Genomic DNA, 21294 nt, shown 5'->3' on the forward strand with positions numbered 1-21294 from the left:
GCACCATGGGTCTACTCGATGTCCTCAACGGCATGCAGAACGGACCGCGCGGCCCGAGCACGCCGAGCTCACAATCATCCTCCGGCGGCATGTCACCGATGACCATGGCGATCCTCGGCCTGCTCGCCTGGAAGGCATTCAAGCATATGACCGCAGGCCAGCCGAACGCAGCACCACAATCGGCACCGACTCCCGTGCCCCCGCCCGTGAATGCGGGACCTGGTGGTGGTCTTGGCGGAGGTCTTGGCGGTGCTCTCGGCGGCGGCGGTGGCCTCGGTGATGTCCTCAAGGGCGGCCTCGGCGGCCTGCTCGCGGGCGGCGCGGCCGGCTCCGTGCTCAGCGGCGGCCTCGGCGATCTCCTCAACCAGCTCCAGCAGGGCGGCCATGGCGAAACCGCGAATACCTGGGTCGGCAAGGGCGAGAACAAGCCGATCGCGCCCGGCGATCTCGCCAATGCGCTCGGCGCTGACCAGATCCAGAGCCTGTCGGCGCAAAGCGGCCTGTCACGCGACGAGCTGCTCTCCGGCCTCAGCCAGTACCTGCCGCAGGTGGTCGATCATTTGACGCCGGACGGACGGCTGCCGACCGAGAACGAGCTGTCAGGACGAATTTAGCTGAAGTTGAATCGACGCCTACGCGGCAAGGGGAGCACTGACATGAGCATGGGCGGCCTGTTGTGGATCATCATCGTCGGCTTCATTGCCGGCCTCATCGCGCGTTTCCTGGCGCCGGGACCGAACAACCCGAGCGGTTTCATCCTCACCACCATCCTCGGCATCGTCGGCGCGTTTCTGGCGACCTTCATTGGCCAGGCCATCGGCCATTACGGCCCGGATCAGGGCGCGGGATTCATCATGGCCACCATCGGCGCGGTGGTGGTGCTGTTCATCTGGCACCGGCTGGTTTCGAGCGGCGTGATCAAGGGGTAGTGCTTGAGCGCGGGGAAGAGGCGCGCTACCGCCTGACACTCCGTCGTCGTCCCGGCCTGCGCCGGGACGACGACTGTGTTGGTGGCGCAAGCGGAGTGCGCAATCACGTAACCAAATGCATCCCCGCATCCATGCGCACGACCTCGCCGGTCATGTTGCTGGAGGCCGGCATCGCCAGGAAGCAGACGAGTTGCGCGATGTCCTCGGCTGAAGAGGCGACCTTCAGCGGCACCTTTGCGATCACGCTGTCGCGCACCTGTTTTGCCTGCTCCTCGCCGCGGCCTTTCGTGAACCAGGGCGTGTCGATATAGCCGGGGCACACCGTGTTGACGCGGATCAAGGGCGCCAGCGCACGCGAGAGCGACAGCGTCATCGTGTTGAGCGCGCCCTTGCTCGCAGCATACGCGATCGACGAGCCGACGCCGCTGATGCCGGCGACGGAGGAAATGTTCACTACAGCCGATGGGCGCCCCGACGCGTTTGCAGCAGCCTCGAGCAGGCTGCGCGCCGCACGCACCATCTGGAACGGGCCGATGGTGTTGACGCCGTAGAGCCGCTGGAAATCTTCCGCCGAGAGCCCTTCGAGATTGCCATGGGCGACGTGCTTGGTGGTGCCGGCATTGTTGACGAGGATGTCGAGCTTGCCCCAGCCGCTCGCGGCCGCGACGATTCTGCGGCAATCGTCATCCTTCGAGACATCGCCCTGCGCAACCAGCACTTCCGCAGCGCCGGCCTTGCGGCACGCTTCCGCCGTGGCCTCGGCTTCCTTCTGGCTCGAGGAATAGTTGATGACGAGCCGCGCTCCGGTCGCTGCGAGAATTTCCGCGGTCGCAGCACCAAGGCCGGATGCGGACCCTGTCACGATTGCGCACAAACTGTCCTTGGCCATCCGGATTTCCTTCCCCGTGTTGAATCTGGCGCCTTGTTTAGCGAGTTTGCCGCGCGCTGCAAATCGAGCAAACTCCGCTAAGCGGAATTAGTCCAGATCGATCCTTTTGCCTATGCCGGCGCCGCAGATAGGCCTGCGATCAACGCTTGTCAGGGCCATGGCTTTTTCGGATCATCGGGCGCAAGAAGAGATCGCGCGCCGCCCCCTTGGGCAGGACGCGCCAATGGCAAAACACGGGGAACGCTGTGGCGGAGAGTGACAATATCGTCGTCGAGACCGCGGAAAAAATCTTCGCCGATCTCGCCGATCCGCAGACCATCAACAACGACAAGAAGGGCTCATGGCAGGCGCCGCTGTGGCAGGCGCTCAGCGAAGCCGGCTTGCCGCTGTCGTGGGTGCCCGACGATCTCGGCGGCTCCGGCGCCAGCCTCGCCGACGGTTTTGCCTTGTTGAACGCCGCCGGCCGCTTCGCTGTCGCGGTTCCCCTGGCAGAAACCATGCTCGCGGGCTGGCTGCTGGCGCAGGCGAAGATTGCCTCGCCCGAAGGCGAGATGACGGTGCTGCCGGCCTCGCCGAAGGATCGCATCACCGTTGATGCCGACGGCGCGCTCTCGGGCCGCTGCCGCGGCGTGCCCTTTGCGAAAGCAGCCAAGCATTTTGCGGTGCTGGCGCATGGCAAGGACGGTGTCGCGGTTGCACTTGTGGATGCGAGCAAGGCGCGAACAGAGTCCGGCCTCAATGTCGGCTACGACCACAGCGATACCGTGACGCTCGACAAGGTCCAGCCTATCACCATCAAGGCCGCGTCTGGCGTCGACCAGACCAATCTGATGCTGATGGGCGGCGTCGTGCGCAGCCTGCAGATTGCGGGCGCGCTGGAATCGATGCTCGATATCTCCGTGCGCTATTCCAACGAACGCGTCGCCTTCGAGAAGAAGATCTCGAAATTCCAGGCGGTGCAGCACAACCTCGCGCGTCTCGCCGGCGAATCCGCCGCTGCGCTTGCTGCCGCGACATCGGCGGCCGACGCCATCGCGAACGCGAAGAGCTTCGACGACGAGGTCTATCTCGAAGCCGCCGCGGCAAAGATCCGCTGCGCGGAAGCTGCGGAAAAGGGCGGGGGCATCGCGCACCAGGTCCACGGCGCGATCGGCTTCACCATCGAGCACATCCTGCACCGCTTTTCGCTACGTGCGCTGGCTTGGCGCGACGATTTCGGCTCGGAAAGCTACTGGGCCGTCGAGCTCGGCAAGCTGGTCGCGAGCCGTGGCGCCGACGAATTGTGGCCGCTCGTGGCTTCGCGCTAACAAGGACCGAGACACATGACCGCTGCGCTTCGTTTCGATCCGATCCGCCTGCCCGAGAAGTGCGAGCAATTGCGCAAGGAAGTGCGCGCCTTCCTCGCAGAGGAGATCGCCGCCGGCACCTTCGATCCGCACAAGCCCAACCGCGAAGACACCGACGTGCCGGAATTTTCCCGCAAGGTCGGCGCCAGGGGCTGGCTCGGCATGACCTGGCCGAAGAAATATGGCGGCCAGGAGCGCTCCTTCCTCGAGCGCTACGTGGTGACCGAGGAGATGCGCGTCGCCAATGCGCCGACGCGGCGCTTCTTCGTCGCCGACCGCCAGAGCGGGCCGGTGCTGCTGAAATACGCGCCTGAACATATCAAGATGGACATCCTGCCGCGCATCTGCCGCGGCGAGATCTGCTTTGCGATTGGCATGAGCGAGCCCAACTCCGGCTCGGACCTGTTCGCTGCGAAGACGCGCGCGACAAAGACCGACGGCGGCTACCTCATCAACGGCACCAAGATCTGGACATCGTCGGCGCACATCGCCGACTACATGATCGCGATCTTCCGCACCTCGCCGCCGACCAAGGAAAATCGCCGCCACGGCCTGACCCAGTTTCTGGTCAAGATGAAGCAGCCGGGCATCAAGGTGAACCCGATCGGCCAGATCACCGGCCAGTACGAGTTCAACGAGGTGGTCTTCACCGACTTCTTCGTCCCAGACGATCACGTGCTCGGTGAGGTCGACGGCGCCTGGAAGCAGGCGACATCGGAGCTCGCCTATGAGCGTTCGGGTCCGGAGCGCTTCCTCGAAACCTATTACGTGCTGACCGAGCTGGTCCGCGCGGTCGGCCCCAATCCGGACACGCGCAGCGCCGAAGGCATCGGCCGGCTCGTGGCGCAGCTCCACACCATGCGGCGCATGTCGGTGTCCGTCGCGGGCATGCTGCAAGCCGGCAAGGAGCCGGTGGTCGAGGCTTCCATCGTCAAGGACATCGGCACGGTCTGGGAGCAGCAACTTCCGCACCGCGTGCGTGATCTCGCCGCCTTCGTCGAGGAGACTGCGACCAATCGCGAGACGCTGGAGCGGCAGCTCGATTTCGCCATCAAGACCGCACCGAAACTCACCATCCAAGGCGGCACCACCGAGGTGCTACGCGGCATCATCGCCCGCGGATTGGGCCTGCGCTAAACCTTCGAGGACATCATGAGCACCTACAAAGATATCGGCGTCGAGAAGGTCGGGCACGTCGGCACCATCGAAATCCGCCGCCCGCCGCTGAACTTCTTCGACATCTCGCTGATCAACCAGATTGCCGATGCGCTCGATGAGTTCGACCGCGATATCGAGATCCGAGCCTCCGTTCTCTCCGCGCAAGGCAAGGCGTTCTGTGCCGGCGCCAATTTTGGCGATCCCGCGCGGCAGGCACAGGAAGCGCAGGAGGCCGAGAAAAAGGCCAAGGGGGACCCGGCCGACAGTCTCGGCCCGATCAACCATCTCTACATCCAGGCCGTGCGCATCTTCCGCGCCAAGAAGCCGATCGTTGCCGCCGTGCAGGGCGCGGCCATTGGCGGCGGCCTCGGGCTAGCCGTTTCAGCGGACTTCCGCGTCACCTGCCCCGAAGCGCGCTTCTCCGCGAACTTCACCAAGCTCGGTTTCCATCCCGGCTTCGGACTGACGACCACACTGCCTGAGCTGATCGGCAAGAACAACGCCGAGCTGATGTTCTACACCAGCCGCCGCGTCACCGGCGAAGAGGCCTACAAGTGGGGCCTCGCCAACGAGCTGGTGCCGCAGGATCAGGTCAAAGCGGCCGCGATGAAGCTCGCCGGCGAGATTGCAGAATGCTCGCCCCTCGGCCTGCTCTCCACCCGTGCCACGATGCGCGCAGGCCTCGCTGACCGCGTGATGGCCGCGACCAATCACGAGCTCGCCGAACAGACCCGCCTGCGGGCGACTGAGGATTTCAAGGAAGGCGTGAAGGCGACAGAAGAACGTCGCGTGGCGAATTTTAAGGGGCGGTGATTGCGCTCTCTACGGCTCTTCGCGGCTAGCTCAACCCGTCATCCTAGGTGCGAGCAGCGCGGTGCACAGCACCGTGCTGGAAGCCTCGAAGGATGAACGGCCCGGCCTGGTGGCCGTCGCCCTTCGAGGCTCGCCGCAGAGGCGAGCACCTCAGGGTGACGGATTCCTGAAATCAACCAACGCGGAACGTCACGCCGCCCAGCAGGAATTCGTTGCCCGCAACTGCGAGCCCCTTTTCCCTGGCTGCATGCAGCACGCCCGCGACGTCAGCCACCCGAAACTCCAGCGCGCTCATGATCTCGCTGGCGCCCTTCACGAAACGGAAGGTTGCGTTAGGCAGCTTCAATTCGGCGTCGCCGCTAACTGCAACCCCGATGATCTTACCCCAATGCGTCGCCAGGCCGTGAGGGTCGGGGCTCTGCATCTCCACCGCCGTCAACGCCTGCGTCACATCCCTGCGGATGTAGTCTTGCCAGTCGGGCCCGGCCGGCGGATAGGCACCCAGAATGTCGTCGCTGCCCTCAGTGTGGTTGAACTCGATAAAGGCCGCGCGGCAATCGCGGGGATGGAGCTGGACGCCGTGATAGGGCGCGTGGTCGATCACGTTGGCGGTGCGCACGCCAAGCGCGTTGGCGTTGCGGCCGCGCTCATCCGGATCGTTGCAGCAGAAGATCGCCATGTAGCCGCCGCGGCCGCCGGTCTTCTCGATAAAGCGACCGGCCGTGGTGCCGTCCTTGAACGGCGCGACCACCTCCAGCAGGATCGTATCGACCGGGAGCAGCGCGTTCTCCAGGCCGTATTTGGCGACATTGCCGTCGCGATAACAGACGGAAAGGCCCATGATCTCGGAAATATCTGAGATGACAGGCGCGAGCTGCGGCGCGACCAGACAAATCTGCCGCAGCCGCATATAGGGCGCCATCGTCATGCGCCCTTGAAAGCCGGCTTGCGCTTCTCGACGAAAGCCTTCGCGGCCTCCTTGTGATCCTCGGTGTCGCTGCAGCGGGTGTGGTGGATCGCCTCGCCGTCGAAGCAATCCTCCAGCGGAAGATGCTCCGCGTTGTTGATGTTACGCTTGATGAAGCCGAGCGCGATCGACGGCCCCTGCGCCAGCGACATCGCGAGCTCGTGCGCGGCAGTGTCGATCTCGGCGTCGGGCACGACCCTGGTCACCATGCCGATCGCATGCGCTTCCCTGGCGGTCAGCACTGGCGAGGTCAGATAGAGCTCGCGCGCCCGCGCGCTGCCGAGCAGCTGGGTCAGGAAATACGTGCCGCCGTAATCGCCGGAGAAGCCGACCTTGGCGAAGGCGGTCGTGATCTTGCAGGATTCGGAGGCAACACGCAGATCGCACGACAGCGCCATCGACAGACCGGCGCCGGCCGCGGCGCCGTCGAGCTGCGCCACCACAGGCTTCGGCATCTGGTGCAAAATGCGCGAGACCTCCATGCCGCGGCGGAGATTCGCAAGCTTCTGCTCGAACGGCAGGGGTGCGCGGCCGGCCGCCATCGACTTGACGTCACCGCCGACGCAGAACGAACCGCCAGCGCCCTTGAACAGCACCGCGCGCACCTCGGGATCGTCGGCCGCGTGCCGCGCCGCCTCGACCAGCCCTGCGACCATCTCGGGATTGAGCGCATTCTTCCGCTCCGGCCGGTTCATGGTGATGGTGAGCAGCCCGCCTTCGAGCTTTTGCAGGACCATGTCGTTCATGGGGCGTCTCCCTTGTTGTTTGTTTGACCGGGCTGTTACCACACTCGTCATTGCGAGCGAAGCGAAGCGATCCAGGAATGCTTCTGCGGAGGCAGTCTGGATTGCTTCGTCGCTGCGCTCCTCGCAATGACGGTGACTATTTCTTCACCAGCGGACAGCGCGATTGCTCCAGCGACTGGAACGCTTCGCTGCCGGGCACGGTGGCGAGCAGCTTGTAGTCGTCCCAGCGGCCTTTCGATTCCGACGGCTTCTTGACCTCGAACAGGTACATGTCGTGCACCATGCGGCCGTCCTCGCGGATCTTGCCGTTATGAGCGAAGAAGTCGTTGATCGGCGTGTCCTTCATCACCTTCATCACCGCGGCCGCATCCGTCGTGCCCGCCGTCTTCACCGCCTTCAGATAGTGCATGACGGAGGAATAGACGCCGGCCTGCGCCGAGGTCGGCGGCCGCTTGACGCGTTCCTGAAAGCGCTTCGAGAAGGCGCGCGTCTCGTCGTTCATGTCCCAGTAGAAGGCTTCGGCCAGTAGCAGGCCCTGCGCGGTCTCAAGCCCGATCGAGTCGATGTCAGTGACGAAGGCCAGCAGCGGCGAGACCTTCTGGCCGCCTTTCATGATGCCGAACTCGGCCGACTGCTTGATGGCATTGACGGTGTCGCCGCCGGCATTGGCGAGCCCGATCACCTTGGCTTTCGAGGCCTGCGCTTGAAGCAGGAACGACGAGAAATCCGACGTGTTGAGCGGATGGCGCACGCTTCCGAGCACCTTGCCGCCGGTCTTGGTGACGACGGCGCTGGTGTCCTTCTCCAGATCCTGGCCGAAGGCATAGTCGGCGGTGAGGAAGAACCAGGTGTCGAGGCCCGACTTCACGGCTGCGAGGCCGGTCACATTGGCCTGCCCATAGGTGTCGAACACGTAGTGGATCGTGGTGGGCCCGCAGGCCTCGTTGCTGAGACGGATCGAGCCCGGGCCGTTGAAGATGATGATCTTGTTACGCGCCTTCGCGATCTCACCAGCGGCAAGCGCGGTCGCGGAGGCCGCGACGTCGTAGATCATCTCGACGCCCTGATTGTCGAGCATGTCGCGCGCGATGTTGGCGGAGAGGTCGGCCTTGTTCTGATGGTCGGCCGCCAGCACCTGGATCTTGCGTCCGAGCACCTCGCCGCCGAAATCTTCCACCGCCATCTTGGCTGCGGTCTCGCTGCCGGGGCCGGTGATGTCGGCATAGAGGCTCGACATGTCGAGGATGCCGCCGATCTTGAGGGGAGGCTTGTCCTGGGCCTGCACAGCGCTCGCGCTGAGGGCAAACGCGGCGGCAAAAATGCCCGACAAAATCGACTTCATTGAAAACAACCTCCCTTGATCGCCTTGCTCTGAATGGCGGCTTGATCTTGCTATTCCCGCAATCATGCCGCATGCGCGAGAGCGCAGCAAGCGCGAGGCGCGTCACGAGAGCACGATTGGCGCGCGTGTTTTCCGCAAAGCGGAATGGTGGGATGCGAACAAATGTCTCCACGTCATTGCGAGCGCCTTGTCCGCCATAGCTCGAAGAGCGACGGCGGAAGCGAAGCAATCCAGAATCCCACCGAGAAGAGACTCTGGATTGCTTCGTCGCTTCGCTCCTCGCAATGACGGAGTGTGAGGAAACGTCTTCGCGACCCAATACACTTGGGGTAAAGCTAGAGCACAACGCAACCTCTCCGGGTCTCGTGACGCAACGGCTTCACCTTATCGTCGGATTGTTTCTCTTCGCCGGTCACCCCGCGTTCGCGACGCCGTGCCAATTCGAAGCACAAGGCGAGGGCCGGGTCGCGGCGGTCACCGATGCTCACAGCGTGCGTCTCGATGACGGCCGCGAAGTCCGTCTCACCGGCGTCGAGGCGACGGCAACGACCAGGCAGGCGCTGACCTCGCTGCTCGTCGGCCGCGATGTCGTCCTGCGCGGCACCGATGACACACCCGACCGCTATGGTCGCCAGGACGCATTGGTATTCATCGGCGAGAGCGACATCTCGGTTCAATCGATGCTTCTCGCCCAGGGCGATGCCCTCGTCTCGGCCGAAATCTCCGACAAGGATTGTGCTGCTGCCCTGATGGCGTCGGAGGCTGAGGCGCGGCGCCAAAAAAAGGGCAGCTGGGCTGACCCGTCGGCCATAAAAAACGCGGAAAGTCCGGACGATATTTTGGCCGGGATCGGGCGCTTTATGGTGGTCGAGGGCAAAGTCCTGTCGGTCCGGCAAGCTGGGGCAATGACCTACCTCAACTTCGGACGGAACTGGACACACGGCTTTGCGGTGACTATTTCAAAGCGCAATCTGCCGGCGTTCGAAAACGCCGGAATGCCCCTTAAGTCCCTGGAAAATCGTCGTATCCGCGTTCGGGGCTGGGTTGAGGGGACTGCGGGGCCGCGTATCGACGTACGTCTCTTGGGACAGGTTGAATTGCTGGGCGCAAACGAGCCTATTGGGGTAAGGCCTTAAGATAGGGCCGGGCACGGGTTAAGCGACGTGAATGGGGTGCTAGAACAGCACAAGAAGGGCGAAGCACGCCGCCTTCGGGCTGCGCCGGCAGCGCTTTGCCTGCTGCTGGGCACGGGCCTGGCCGGTTGTGGCGATATGGGCCGGTTCCAGACGGCAGCGACCCCGGCAACCGTGGCGATGCCCAAGCCGAAACCGGCTGTCGCCCAGACCCCCGCTACCGAAAAGGAACACGAGCGCATCCTGGCGAGCTATGGCGGCACTTACGACGATCCCAGGCTCGAATCACTGGTCAGCAAGACTGTCGACCGCCTCGTTGCCGCCTCCGATCGCCCTGATCAGGGCTACAAGGTCACCATCCTCAATTCCGGCGCTGTGAACGCCTTCGCGCTGCCGAACGGCCAGCTCTACGTGACCCGCGGCCTGCTGGCGCTGGCCAGCGATACCTCCGAATTGTCCTCCGTGCTCAGCCACGAGATGGCGCATGTGCTGTCCAAGCACGCCGCGATGCGCGAGGACCAGGCCCGCCAGGCCGCGATCGTCACCCGCGTCGTCACCGACATGAGCACCGACCCTGATCTGACCGCGCTCGCGCTCGCCAAGACCAAGCTCACCATGGCGAGCTTTTCGCGCAACCAGGAATTCGAGGCTGACGGCATCGGCGTCGGCATCTCCGCCAAGGCGCATTTCGATCCCTATGGTGCGGCCCGCTTCCTCTCGGCGATGGAGCGCAATGCCGAGCTCAAAGCTGGCAAGAGCTCGCTCGATCCTCGCGCGCAGGATTTCACCTCGTCCCATCCGGCAACGCCCGAACGCGTGCAGAACGCGCAGATGATCGCACGGCAATATGTGGCGCCCGAGGGCGCCGAGCGCGACCGCGAGAGCTATCTCGCCGCGATCGACAACCTGGTCTATGGCGAAGACCCCAGCGAGGGCTTTGTCCGCGGCCGGCGTTTCCTGCATCCGAAGCTCGGCTTCACCTTTCAGGCGCCTGATAATTTCACGCTCGACAACACCGCACAGGCGGTGATCGGCGTGCGCGAGGGCGGCTCGCAGGCGATGCGCTTCGACGTCGTGCGCGTGCCGGCCGAACAGTCGCTCGGCGACTATCTGAATTCCGGCTGGATGGAAGGCGTCGAGAAGGCCTCCACCGAAGACCTGACCATCAACGGATTCCCGGCCGCGTCCGCCACCGCCAAAGGCGACCAGTGGCAGTTCAAGGTCTATGCGCTGCGCTTCGGCAGCGACGTCTATCGCTTCATCTTCGCCACGCGGCAGAAGTCGACCGAGAGCGAGCGCAATGCGCGCGAGACCGTCAATTCATTCCGCCGCCTGACCCTCGAGGAGATCCAGGCCGCACGTCCGCTGCGCATCAAGGTCATCACGGTGCAGCCCGGCGACACCGTGGAATCGCTGTCCCACCGCATGGCAGGCGTCGATCATCCCGCCGAACGCTTCCGCGTGCTGAACGGGCTCGACCGCACCGCGCAGGTGAAGGTCCGCGACCGCGTGAAGATCGTGACGGACTGAGGCGCCGCTCTACTTCGCCTTTTCTTTCAAATACGCGATGATATCGGCGCGATCCTGCGCATCCGGCACATCGAAGAACATCTTGGTCTCAGGCACCATGGCCTGCGGCCCGGTCAGCCATTTGTCGAGATTGTCCTCGGTCCAGACGATGCCGGAGTTCTTCAAATCGGGCGAGTAATCGTAGCCGGCGACGCTGCCCGCCTTGCGGCCGACGACGCCCTTGTGCATCGGCCCGACGCCGTTCTCATTGATCGAGTGGCAGTCTGCGCAGCCCTTGTAGAGCGTCTGCCCTCGCGCGGCATTGCCGGTCGCGCCGGCAGGGCTGACTGCGCTCAGAAGCGCAATCGAAAGTATCGCGAGAGCCAGGCTTGTCGCGCTTGGCGGAAAGACGGAAACGGACCGAACGTTCATGTGAGCTCCTGTTTGCGGCAGCAAACAGGATCGTCCGGCCCAATTTTTATTCCCGTCAGTTCGAGGATTCGCCCGCGTCCATGTCGCCCGCCTCGCGCTGGCCACTGAGCCAGAGCGCGAGCAGGGTCCAGAACGCGCCCGAGAGCAGGTAGGCACCCGAGGCGATGACGCCGAGATTGGTGGCGAGCAGCAGCGCCACCAGCGGGGCGAAGCCGGCGCCGAACAGCCAGGCCATGTCGGACGTCAGGGCGGACGCCGTGTAGCGATACATCTGCTTGAAGTTCGAGGCGATCGCGCCCGAGGACTGGCCGAAGGAGAGGCCGAGCAGGATGAAGCCTATCACCATGTAGATGGTCTCGCCGAACGCACCGGCATCGAGCAGCTGCGGGGCAAAGCCGCTGTAGATCGCGATCGCGATCGCCGATCCCATCAGCAGCGATTTGCGGCCGACGCGGTCGGCGATGATGCCGGAGGCCACGATCGCGGCGACGCCGAACACGGCGGCGACGATCTCGATGATCAGAAAGCGCACCGGGCTTTCCCGGGTGAACAGGAACACCCAGGACAGCGGGAACACCGTGACCATGTGGAACAGCGCGAAGCTTGCCAGCGGCGCGAACGCGCCGAGCATGATGTTGTGACCTTCACGGGCAACGGTGTCGGAGATGCGCGAGGGCTGCAGTTCGCGGGTCTCGAACAACGAGGCATATTCCTCAGTCGTCACCATGCGCAGGCGCGCAAACAGCGCCACGACGTTGATGGCAAAAGCGACGAAGAACGGATAGCGCCAGCCCCAGTCGAAGAAATCGTCCGCCGAGAGGTTGCCGGCGAAATAGGCGAACAGTGCGCTCGCCACGATCAGACCGAGCGGAGCGCCGAGCTGCGGCACCATCGCGTACCAGCCGCGCTGGGAGGCCGGCGCATTCAGTGCCAGCAGCGAGGCCATGCCGTCCCAGGCGCCGCCCCAGGCCAGACCCTGCGCGAGACGCGCCAGCGCCAGCAGCCAGATCGCGGCCGCGCCGATCTCGGAATAGCCGGGCAGGAACGCCAGCGCAACGGTGGCGGTGCCGAGCAGGAACAGCGCCGAGACCAGCTTGGCCGTCTTGCCGTATTCGCGGTCGACCGTCATGAAAATGACGGTCCCGATCGGCCGGGCGATGAAGGCCAACGCGAAGATCATGAAGGAATAGAGGGTGCCGGTCAGCTCGCTCGTGAACGGGAACACCAGGCGCGGGAACACGATCACCGAGGCGATGGCGTAGACGAAGAAGTCGAAGAACTCCGAGGTGCGGCCGATGATGACGCCGATGGCGATCTCGCCGGGACTGGCCTGGTCGTGGCCGTGCTCGCCCGAGTGGATATCCGCCATTGCGGGGGTCTGTGCCGTCGCCATGCGTGCGCCCTTAACGTCCTGAAAACCAAAGCCGACCGCCCGGCGAAACGCCAGCCAATCTCGCCCTGTTTGACCCAACATCCCGCAGTGCAACATTGGACAAATTGTCCAATGTCCGGATTGCTGCGCCGCAGCTACCCATTGGCCCCGCAAAGGAAACTCATTCTCATAAGGCTCGGCCCGTGTCCCGTCTCAAGATCCTGGCGCTGCTACCCCTGGCAGCCGCCCTCAGCGGCTGCAACTACATCGTGCTGGCGCCAGCCGGCGATATCGCGGCGCAACAGCGCGACCTCGTCATCATCTCCACCGTCCTGATGCTCCTGATCGTCGTCCCCGTGATGGCGCTGACGGTGCTGTTCGCCTGGCGCTACCGCCAGTCCAACACATCCGCCCGCTACGAGCCGGATTGGGACCACTCGACCAAGCTCGAGCTGGTGATCTGGTCGGCGCCGCTACTGATCATCGTTTGCCTGGGCGCGCTGACCTGGATGGGCACGCATCTGCTCGACCCCTACCGCAACATCGGCCGCATCCATGCGGAGCGTGCCGTCGACCAGTCCAAGGCTCCGCTCGACGTCGATGTCGTCGCGCTCGACTGGAAGTGGCTCTTTATCTACCCCGACTACGGCATCGCCACCGTCAACGAGCTCGCAGCGCCGGTTGACCGCCCGATCAATTTCCACATCACCGCGTCATCGGTGATGAACTCGTTCTACATTCCAGCGCTCGCCGGACAGATCTATGCGATGCCGGGCATGGAGACATCGCTCCACGCTGTGATCAACCACGCCGGCACTTACAGGGGTTTTTCGGCGAACTACAGCGGCGCCGGCTTCTCCGGCATGCACTTCAACTTCCACGGACTTGACGACAAGGGATTTGACGCCTGGGTCGCGCAAGCCAAATCGGCCGGCGGCTCGCTCGGCCGCGCCGAATATCTCCAGCTCGAGAAGCCCAGCGAGAACGAGCCGGTGCGCCGCTGGGGCACGGTCGATGCCGATCTCTATCGCCTGATCCTCAACATGTGCGTCGAGACCGGCAAGATGTGCCAGAGCGAGATGATGGCGATCGACGCCAAGGGCGGCAACGGCCATGAGGGCCTGAACAACACCCTGCCGCTCTCCTACGACAAGTACGCGCGCCGCGGCACCGTGCTCGGTCCCGAGCCTGTCTTCGTCGCCGGCACCTGCACGCCGGAGGCGCCGCAAGGCCAGACCACGGCGTCGATCAAGGCGCCGCTCGACACCGCGCCGCTCACCGGCGCCGGCCTGAAGCGGCCGACTTTTGCGCCGCTGAAGTCCTCGTCCTTCTTCATCGGACAGCGTCCGAAGTCAGACTCCTAAAGAGATCCAGCATGTCTCCTGATCTTCTCAAGTTCATCTTCGGCCGTCTCGGCATCGATTCGCTGCCGTTCCACGAGCCGATCCTCGTCGGCACCTTCGTGATGGTCGCGCTCGGCGGCGTCACGCTGCTCGCCGGCCTCACCTATTTCCGCCTCTGGGGCTATCTGTGGCGCGAGTGGTTCACCACGGTGGACCACAAGCGCATCGGCATCATGTACATGATCCTCGGCATCGTGATGCTGCTGCGCGGCTTCGCCGACGCCCTGATGATGCGCGCGCAGCAGGCACTCGCATTCAACGGCTCGGAAGGCTTCCTGCCCGCCCATCACTACGACCAGGTCTTCACAGCCCACGGCGTGATCATGATCTTCTTCGTGGCGATGCCGCTGGTGACCGGGCTGATGAACTATGTCGTGCCGCTCCAGATCGGCGCCCGCGACGTGTCGTTCCCGTTCCTGAACAATTTCAGCTTCTGGATGACGGTCGGCGGTGCGGTACTGGTGATGGCCTCGCTGTTCATCGGCGAATTCGCCCGCACCGGGTGGCTGGCTTATCCGCCGCTGTCGAACATCGGCTACAGTCCTGATGTCGGCGTCGACTATTACATCTGGGCGCTGCAGGTCGCCGGCGTCGGAACGACCTTGTCGGGCATCAACCTGATCTGCACCATCGTCAAGCTGCGCTGCCCCGGCATGACCATGATGCGGATGCCGGTGTTCACCTGGACCTCGCTCTGCACCAACATCCTGATCGTCGCCTCCTTCCCCGTCCTGACCGTCGTGCTCGCGCTGCTCTCGCTCGATCGCTATGTCGGCACCAACTTCTTCACCAACGATTTCGGCGGCAGCCCGATGATGTACGTGAACCTGATCTGGATCTGGGGTCACCCTGAGGTCTACATCCTGGTTCTGCCCGCCTTCGGCATCTTCTCGGAAGTCACCTCGACCTTCTCCGGCAAGCGGCTGTTCGGCTACACCTCGATGGTCTACGCCACGGTCGTCATCACCATCCTGTCGTACCTGGTGTGGCTGCACCACTTCTTCACGATGGGCTCGGGTGCCAGCGTCAACTCGTTCTTCGGCATCACCACGATGATCATCTCGATCCCGACGGGCGCGAAGATGTTCAACTGGCTGTTCACGATGTATCGCGGCCGCATCCGCTACGAGCTGCCGATGATGTGGACGATTGCCTTCATGCTGACCTTCGTGATCGGCGGCATGACCGGCGTTCTGCTCGCGGTGCCGCCGGCCGACTTCGTGCTGCACAACAGCCTGTTCCTGATCGCGCACTTCCACAACGTGATCATTGGCGGCGTGGTGTTCGGAGCGTTCGCCGGCATCAACTACTGGTTCCCGAAGGCATTCGGCTTCAAGCTCGATCCGTTCTGGGGCAAGATGTCGTTCTGGTTCTGGGTCACCGGCTTCTACATGGCCTTCATGCCGCTCTACGTGCTCGGCCTGATGGGCGTGACCCGCCGCCTGCGCGTTTTCGACGATCCCTCGCTTCAGATCTGGTTTGTCATCGCCGCGATCGGCGCCGGCCTCGTCTTCCTCGGCATTCTCTCGATGCTGATGCAGTTCGCGGTCTCCTTCCTCAAGCGCGAGCAGCTCAAGGACGTAACCGGCGATCCCTGGGATGCGCGCACGCTGGAATGGGCGACCTCCTCGCCGCCGCCGGACTACAACTTCGCCTTTACCCCCGTCGTTCACGACAATGACGCCTGGTGGGACATGAAGAAGCGCGGCTATCAGCGTCCGCTCATGGGATTCAAATCGATCCACATGCCCCGCAGCACCGGCACCGGCATCATCCTCGCCGGCTTCGCCACCGCGATGGGTTTTGGTCTGATCTGGTACATGTGGTGGCTGGCCGCCTTGAGCTTCGTCGCGATGCTCGCCGTCGGGATCGGTCACACCTTCAACTATCACCGCGACTTCGACATTCCGGCTGATGACGTCATCCGGACCGAGGACTCGCGCACCAAACTGCTCGCCGGAGCCAAGTAAATGACTGTCGCTGTCAATCCCGCCCAGACCGGCGAACCGGTCTTCTACCTCGCCGACGAACATCCGCATCCGGAAGGCTACAGCACCTCGCTCGGCTTCTGGATCTACCTGATGAGCGACTGTCTCATCTTCGCGATGCTGTTCGCCGCCTTCGGCGTACTCGGCGCCAACTACGCCGCCGGCCCCGCGCCGAAGGACCTGTTCGACCTCAACCTGGTCGCAGTGAACACCTCGATGCTGCTGCTGTCGTCGATCACCTACGGTTTTGCCATGCTGACGATGCAGCAGAACAAGATCGCGCAGACGCAGATGTGGCTCCTGATCACCGGCCTGTTCGGCGCCGCCTTCATCGGCATCGAGCTCACCGAGTTCGCCCACATGATCCATGAGGGCGCAACGCCCCAGCGCAGCGCCTTCCTGTCCGCCTTCTTCACCCTGGTCGGTACCCACGGCCTGCACGTCTCCTGCGGCCTGATCTGGCTGGTGACCCTCATGGTGCAGGTCTGGCGTTTCGGCCTGATCGAGGCCAACCGCCGCCGCCTGATGTGCCTGTCGATGTTCTGGCACTTCCTCGACGTGGTCTGGATCGGCGTCTTCACCTTCGTCTATCTCCTGGGAGTTCTGCGATGAGCACCGATACCCACGCCGCGCACGCGGGCGACCATCACCACGACGACGGCCACGCCCAAAGCACCTTCTCGGGCTACATGCTCGGCTTCGTGCTCTCGGTGGTGCTGACCGCGATCCCGTTCTGGCTGGTGATGAGCGGCACGCTGCCGAGCAAGCAGATCACCGCGCTGGTCATCATGGCCTTCGCGGTCGTGCAGATCGTCGTGCACATGATCTACTTCCTGCACATGAGCCCCAAGTCCGAGAACGGCTGGAGCATGATGGCGTTGATCTTCACCATCGTCATGGTGGTGATCGCGCTGTCGGGTTCGCTGTGGGTGATGAACCACCTCAACAGCAACATGATGCCGATCCACGAGATGACGGGAATGAAGTGAGCGATCCCGTGAGCCAGAGGGATAACGAACCGCGCAGCCCCGCAAGCGCAGCGCATCGCCCCTCCTTGTGGCTCACGGTCCTCTCGCTCATCGCTTTCGTCGTTTTGATGGCCCTCGGCGTCTGGCAGGTCGAGCGCCGCGCCTGGAAGCTGGCGCTGATCGACCGGGTCGAGCAGCGCGTCCACGCCCCGGCGCAGCCGCTCCCCTCGCGGACTTCATGGCCGACCATCAGTGCCGCAAACGACGAATACCGGCATGTCGACGTCTCCGGCCGCTTCCTGCACGACCGCGAGACCCTCGTTCAGGCCGTCACCGAGGAAGGCCCTGGCTATTGGGTGCTGACGCCGCTCCAGCGCGATGACGGCACGACAGTCCTGATCAACCGCGGCTTCGTGCCGTCGGAGCGGCGTGACCCATCGACGCGCCAGGGCGGCAATCCGGACGGCCGGGTCGTGGTCGCAGGCCTCTTGCGCGTCACCGAGCCGAAGGGCGGATTCCTCAGGGACAACGTGCCTCAGCACAACCGCTGGTATTCGCGGGATGTCGCCGCGATTGCGGCGGCCCGCGATCTCCAGAATGTGGCGCCCTTTTTCATCGATGCGGACGCCGGATCACAATCCGCTGGCGGTCCCATCGGCGGATTGACCGTGATCCGCTTTCCCAATAACCACCTGATCTACGCGCTGACGTGGTTTGCCCTGGCTTTCATGCTGGCTGGTAGACTTTTCGTCACATTTCGCGGCGGGCTGTTCCGCCGCCAACGCTTCGTCCACGAACCGGCCGGCGGCCCAGACGCCTCCGCCCGCAGGACGGGATCAGATGCTGGAACGATCGTCGAACCGACCTGACGACGGGACTAGTTTGGGCGAGCCGGCTGTCACGCTGCAATCGCAGGCGGACGCGCGCAGCGAGCTGATCGGCGCTGCCCCCACCGACGACGAGACCAACCGCAAGAACATGGCGCTGCTGATCCAGCTGCGCTGGACCGCGGTGGTCGGCCAGATCGTGACCATCGGCGGCGTGCATTTTTGGCTTGGCATTCCCCTGCCCCTGACCCGCATGGGCGCGGTGATCGGCGCGTTGGTGCTGCTCAACGTCTCAAGCCTGGTCTGGGTGCGCCATCGCGCCGCGATCACCAACAACGAGCTGCTGGTCGCGCTGATGCTCGACGTCGCGGCGCTGACTGCACAGCTCTATCTCAGCGGCGGCGCGACCAATCCCTTCACCTCGCTGTTCCTGCTCCAGGTCACGCTCGGCGCGGTGCTGCTCGATGCCCGCTCGACCTGGTCGCTGGTGGCACTGAGCTGCGCGAGCTTCGTGTGGCTGACCATGGCCTACCGACCGCTCGACCTGCCGCCAAATCCCCTCAGCGAGACCTACACGCTCACCGTCACCGGCATGCTGCTGGGCTTCGTTCTCAACGCCGTGCTGCTGGTCGTGTTCGTCACCCGCATCAACAGGAATTTGCGCCAGCGCGACGCGCATCTGGCGGCGCTGCGCCAGCATGCCGCCGAGCAGGACCACATCGTCCGCATGGGCCTGCTCGCCTCCGGCGCGGCACATGAGCTCGGCACGCCGCTCGCCTCGCTCTCCGTCATCCTCAGCGACTGGCGCCGCATGCCCGATCTCGTCGCCGATCAGGAGCTCGCAGAAGATCTCACGGAGATGGAGACCTCCCTGCAACGCTGCAAAAGCATCGTAACGGGGATTCTGGTATCGGCCGGCGAGGCGCGCGGCGAAGGATCCTCGCCGACGACCGTGACCGCCTTCGTCACCGCGCTGGTCGAGGAATGGCGCGACGCCCGCTCGGCGCGGACGCTCTATTTCACCAACACCTTTGGTGAGGATGTCGCGATCGTCTCGGACGTCGCGCTGAAGCAGGTGATCTTCAACGTGCTCGACAATGCCTATGAAGTCTCGCGCGAATGGGTGGAACTGCTCGCCGAGCGCGAAGGCGACAATCTGGTGCTCTCGATCAGCGACCGCGGCCCGGGCTTCGCGCCGGAAATGCTGGCCCAGCTCGGAAAGCCCTATCAGTCGAGCAAGGGCCGCGCCGGCGGCGGGCTCGGCCTGTTCCTGGTGGTCAACGTGGTGCGTAAGCTGGGGGGCAGCGTGACCGCGGAGAACCACAGGAAACGTGGCGCCACCGTACGCCTGACCCTGCCGCTCGCCACGCTCGCGATCGGAGGCAGCTTTGACGCCTGACCGTTCGCTCATCGTCGTCGAGGACGACGAAGGCTTTGCGCGCACGCTGAAGCGCTCGTTCGAGCGCCGCGGCTACGAGGTCGTGCTCGCTGCTTCGATCGAGGACGTCCGGAAGGTTCTTGAGGACCGATCGTTCGGCTACGCCGTGGTCGACCTCAAGCTCGGCGGTGCCTCTGGGCTTGCCTGCGTCGAGCTGCTGCATACCCACGATGAGGAGATGCTGATCGTGGTGCTGACGGGCTTCGCCAGCATCTCGACCGCCGTCGAGGCCATCAAGCTTGGCGCCTGCCATTACCTCGCAAAGCCCTCCAACACCGACGACATCGAAGCCGCCTTCACCAAGGCCGAAGGCAACGCCGAGGTCGCGCTGGACGTGCGGCCGACCTCGATCAAGACGCTGGAATGGGAGCGGATCCACCAGACGCTGATCGAGACGGATTTCAACATCTCGGAAGCGGCAAGGCGCCTGGGCATGCACCGGCGCACGCTGGCGAGGAAGCTCGAGAAGCGGCCGGTGAAGTGAGCGGTTCGCCGCGCGGGGAGGAAAACACTCGCGCGAGCTGATGACCTCGCGGCCATGCATCACTAGAGTGCCCGATGCGGTGGCTGACGGCCGCCGCTGTGCTGCAACGGCCCAAGCGAGGAGACCGCCCCGTGACAATGCTCGTCGAGCGCCTCGGCTCGTCCGCCGCGCCGTCGCTTGCGCGCAGTCAGCGCGACACCGAAACCGTTCAGTTTGCACAGGCAGCGCTCGAGGCCGGCAAGAGGGAGGGCCTGCAACTGGCCGTGCGGGCGCGCTATGTCGCGCTCTCCGTCATCGCCTGCCTGCTGCTAGCCATCAACCCGGCATGGGACCAGCTCTATTACGTGGCGTTGCTCAGCCTGTTCGCGCTGATCGGCTGGGCGCAGGTCAGGGTCGGGCGGGTCGGCGTATCGCGATCGGAATTGGCGCTTCTGTTCTGCGATCTGGCGCTGCTCACATTCGTCATCGTCGTCCCGAACCCCTTCGGCACGACGCACTGGCCGGTGGCGATGCAATACCATTTCGGCAACTTCATCTACTTCTTCGTGCTGCTCGCGGGCGCCACGCTGGCCTATTCCTGGCGAACCGTGGTTGCAGTCGGAACATGGACGGCAGCGCTTTGGACGATCGGCGCGGCCTGGGTGTGGTGGCAACCTGATCGCGATCCCGCGCTGACCGCCCGCATTGCAGAGGCGGTGGGCGGCGATCACAGGCTGCTCGCGCTGATCTCACCCACTGCGATCGGATTCGGCCTCCGCATCCAGGAAATCGTCGTCTTCCTGATCGTGGCCGTAACGCTGGCGCTCGCGGTTCGCCGCAGCAATGATCTATTGATCAGACACGCCGCGGTGGAGCGGGAACGCGGCAACCTTGCGCGCTACTTCTCGCCCAATGTCGTCACGGAATTATCGAAGCACGACGAGCCGTTGAAGCAGGTGCGCACCCAGGACATCGCGGTGCTGTTCGTGGACATCGTCGGCTTCACGGCCTTTGCCGATGTGCGCTCTCCGGACGAAGTGGTGCGGACGTTGCGCGAGTTCCACGGATTGATGGAGCAGGAGGTTTTCCGCCACGAGGGCACGCTGGACAAATATCTGGGCGATGGACTGATGGCGACATTCGGCACCCCCTTCGCAGGCCCGCGCGACGCCAGCAACGCGTTGCGCTGTGCCCAGGCCATGATCGCGGCAGCGGACCGATGGAGCGCGCAGCGAACGGCATCGGGTGAGCCGCCAATGCGTGTCAGCTTCGGCCTGCATTACGGACCGGTGGTGCTCGGCGATATCGGGCACACCTGTCTGGAATTTGCCGTGATCGGTGCGACCGTCAATGCCGCAAGCCGACTGGAGGGGCTGACGCGCGAGCTCGACTGCGCGCTGGTGGCGAGCAACGACCTCGTCAGTCGCGCCAAGCTGGAGCTCGGTAGCACCGCCGACGCCTTTGCATCGTTGATCGCCCGCGATCCCCAGGCGATCCGCGGGCTCGAGCGGCCGATCGCGATCTGGACCCAGCCGCGGGCGTGACCAAGGCGAGGCTCGGCCGCCGTTGGA

The 21294-nt window shown here is 64.3% G+C and carries 21 protein-coding genes; 15 read left to right on the forward strand and 6 right to left on the reverse strand.

Annotated elements, in window-relative coordinates; all coding sequences use genetic code 11:
* Positions 1-5: 5 nt before the first annotated feature.
* Together L6637_RS24270 and L6637_RS24275 are read left to right on the forward strand one after the other, a co-directional pair.
* The gene (locus L6637_RS24270) at positions 6-614 is read left to right on the forward strand and encodes a YidB family protein (protein ID WP_237860012.1); all 609 of its coding nucleotides are present in this window, start codon (positions 6-8) and stop codon (positions 612-614) included.
* A 42-nt stretch (positions 615-656) separates the two neighbouring features.
* The gene (locus L6637_RS24275; RefSeq protein WP_237872170.1) at positions 657-929 is read left to right on the forward strand and encodes a GlsB/YeaQ/YmgE family stress response membrane protein; all 273 of its coding nucleotides are present in this window, start codon (positions 657-659) and stop codon (positions 927-929) included.
* Positions 930-1032: 103 nt separating this feature from the next.
* Here L6637_RS24275 and L6637_RS24280 read toward each other — a convergent pair whose 3' ends face one another.
* Entirely contained in the window at positions 1033-1818 is a 786-nt protein-coding gene (locus L6637_RS24280; protein ID WP_237872172.1) for an SDR family NAD(P)-dependent oxidoreductase, read from the reverse strand.
* 245 nt (positions 1819-2063) lie between these two features.
* Between L6637_RS24280 and L6637_RS24285 the strand changes: the two genes are divergently transcribed.
* From L6637_RS24285 to L6637_RS24295, 3 genes are read left to right on the forward strand one after another with little or no spacing between them, the layout of a single operon-like run.
* On the forward strand, positions 2064-3125 hold the full coding sequence (locus tag L6637_RS24285) for an acyl-CoA dehydrogenase family protein (RefSeq protein ID WP_237872174.1): 1062 nt from the start codon (positions 2064-2066) through the stop codon (positions 3123-3125).
* A 15-nt stretch (positions 3126-3140) separates the two neighbouring features.
* Positions 3141-4301 carry an acyl-CoA dehydrogenase family protein gene (locus L6637_RS24290; protein WP_237860018.1) on the forward strand — a complete coding sequence of 387 codons (1161 nt, stop codon included), beginning with the start codon at positions 3141-3143 and terminating at the stop codon, positions 4299-4301.
* Between the two features lie 15 nt (positions 4302-4316).
* A complete protein-coding gene (locus L6637_RS24295; protein WP_237860021.1) occupies positions 4317-5135 on the forward strand; it encodes an enoyl-CoA hydratase/isomerase family protein in 819 nt (272 codons plus the stop codon).
* Positions 5136-5307: 172 nt separating this feature from the next.
* Here L6637_RS24295 and L6637_RS24300 read toward each other — a convergent pair whose 3' ends face one another.
* The 3 genes from L6637_RS24300 to L6637_RS24310 form a co-directional block, all read right to left on the reverse strand.
* A complete protein-coding gene (locus L6637_RS24300; RefSeq protein ID WP_237872354.1) occupies positions 5308-6057 on the reverse strand; it encodes a VOC family protein in 750 nt (249 codons plus the stop codon).
* Positions 6058-6059: 2 nt separating this feature from the next.
* Positions 6060-6848: an enoyl-CoA hydratase gene (locus L6637_RS24305; protein ID WP_237872176.1), complete on the reverse strand. Its 789-nt coding sequence runs from the start codon at positions 6846-6848 to the stop codon at positions 6060-6062.
* Positions 6849-6984: 136 nt separating this feature from the next.
* Positions 6985-8190, reverse strand: a complete 1206-nt coding sequence (locus L6637_RS24310) for an ABC transporter substrate-binding protein (RefSeq protein ID WP_237872179.1) — start codon at positions 8188-8190, stop codon at positions 6985-6987.
* A gap of 284 nt (positions 8191-8474) precedes the next feature.
* On the opposite strand from L6637_RS24310, the gene L6637_RS24315 reads away from it, so the two are divergent.
* A complete protein-coding gene (locus L6637_RS24315) occupies positions 8475-9326 on the forward strand; it encodes a thermonuclease family protein (RefSeq protein ID WP_237872181.1) in 852 nt (283 codons plus the stop codon).
* 27 nt (positions 9327-9353) lie between these two features.
* Complete coding sequence (locus L6637_RS24320) at positions 9354-10853, forward strand: M48 family metalloprotease (RefSeq protein ID WP_465251686.1); 1500 nt, start codon at positions 9354-9356, stop codon at positions 10851-10853.
* Positions 10854-10862: 9 nt separating this feature from the next.
* Here L6637_RS24320 and L6637_RS24325 read toward each other — a convergent pair whose 3' ends face one another.
* Positions 10863-11264 (reverse strand): c-type cytochrome, encoded by a 402-nt coding sequence (locus L6637_RS24325; protein WP_237872183.1) that lies wholly within the window; start codon positions 11262-11264, stop codon positions 10863-10865.
* Between the two features lie 55 nt (positions 11265-11319).
* Positions 11320-12657: an MFS transporter gene (locus tag L6637_RS24330; protein WP_237860034.1), complete on the reverse strand. Its 1338-nt coding sequence runs from the start codon at positions 12655-12657 to the stop codon at positions 11320-11322.
* A 182-nt stretch (positions 12658-12839) separates the two neighbouring features.
* On the opposite strand from L6637_RS24330, the gene cyoA reads away from it, so the two are divergent.
* From cyoA to L6637_RS24370, 8 genes are all read left to right on the forward strand, one after another.
* On the forward strand, positions 12840-14000 hold the full coding sequence (gene cyoA / locus L6637_RS24335; protein WP_237872185.1) for a ubiquinol oxidase subunit II: 1161 nt from the start codon (positions 12840-12842) through the stop codon (positions 13998-14000).
* Positions 14001-14011: 11 nt separating this feature from the next.
* Positions 14012-16009 carry a cytochrome o ubiquinol oxidase subunit I gene (gene cyoB, locus L6637_RS24340; RefSeq protein ID WP_237860038.1) on the forward strand — a complete coding sequence of 666 codons (1998 nt, stop codon included), beginning with the start codon at positions 14012-14014 and terminating at the stop codon, positions 16007-16009.
* Positions 16010-16639 carry a cytochrome o ubiquinol oxidase subunit III gene (gene cyoC, locus L6637_RS24345; RefSeq protein ID WP_128949391.1) on the forward strand — a complete coding sequence of 210 codons (630 nt, stop codon included), beginning with the start codon at positions 16010-16012 and terminating at the stop codon, positions 16637-16639.
* The gene (cyoD, locus tag L6637_RS24350) at positions 16636-17016 is read left to right on the forward strand and encodes a cytochrome o ubiquinol oxidase subunit IV (protein ID WP_237860041.1); all 381 of its coding nucleotides are present in this window, start codon (positions 16636-16638) and stop codon (positions 17014-17016) included. The genes cyoC and cyoD overlap by 4 nt, the downstream gene beginning before the upstream one ends.
* Positions 17017-17024: 8 nt before the next feature.
* Positions 17025-17864: an SURF1 family protein gene (locus L6637_RS24355; protein WP_237872187.1), complete on the forward strand. Its 840-nt coding sequence runs from the start codon at positions 17025-17027 to the stop codon at positions 17862-17864.
* Entirely contained in the window at positions 17836-19221 is a 1386-nt protein-coding gene (locus L6637_RS24360) for an ATP-binding protein (protein WP_237872189.1), read from the forward strand. The genes L6637_RS24355 and L6637_RS24360 overlap by 29 nt, the downstream gene beginning before the upstream one ends.
* Positions 19211-19744, forward strand: coding sequence for a response regulator transcription factor (locus L6637_RS24365; RefSeq protein ID WP_092233395.1), 534 nt, complete (start codon positions 19211-19213; stop codon positions 19742-19744). Before L6637_RS24360 ends, L6637_RS24365 begins: the two co-directional genes overlap by 11 nt.
* A 137-nt stretch (positions 19745-19881) precedes the next feature.
* Positions 19882-21267, forward strand: coding sequence for an adenylate/guanylate cyclase domain-containing protein (locus tag L6637_RS24370; RefSeq protein WP_237872356.1), 1386 nt, complete (start codon positions 19882-19884; stop codon positions 21265-21267).
* The last annotated feature ends 27 nt before the right edge of the window (positions 21268-21294 follow it).

The organism is Bradyrhizobium zhengyangense, assembly GCF_022012435.1.
GTDB lineage: Bacteria > Pseudomonadota > Alphaproteobacteria > Rhizobiales > Xanthobacteraceae > Bradyrhizobium > Bradyrhizobium zhengyangense.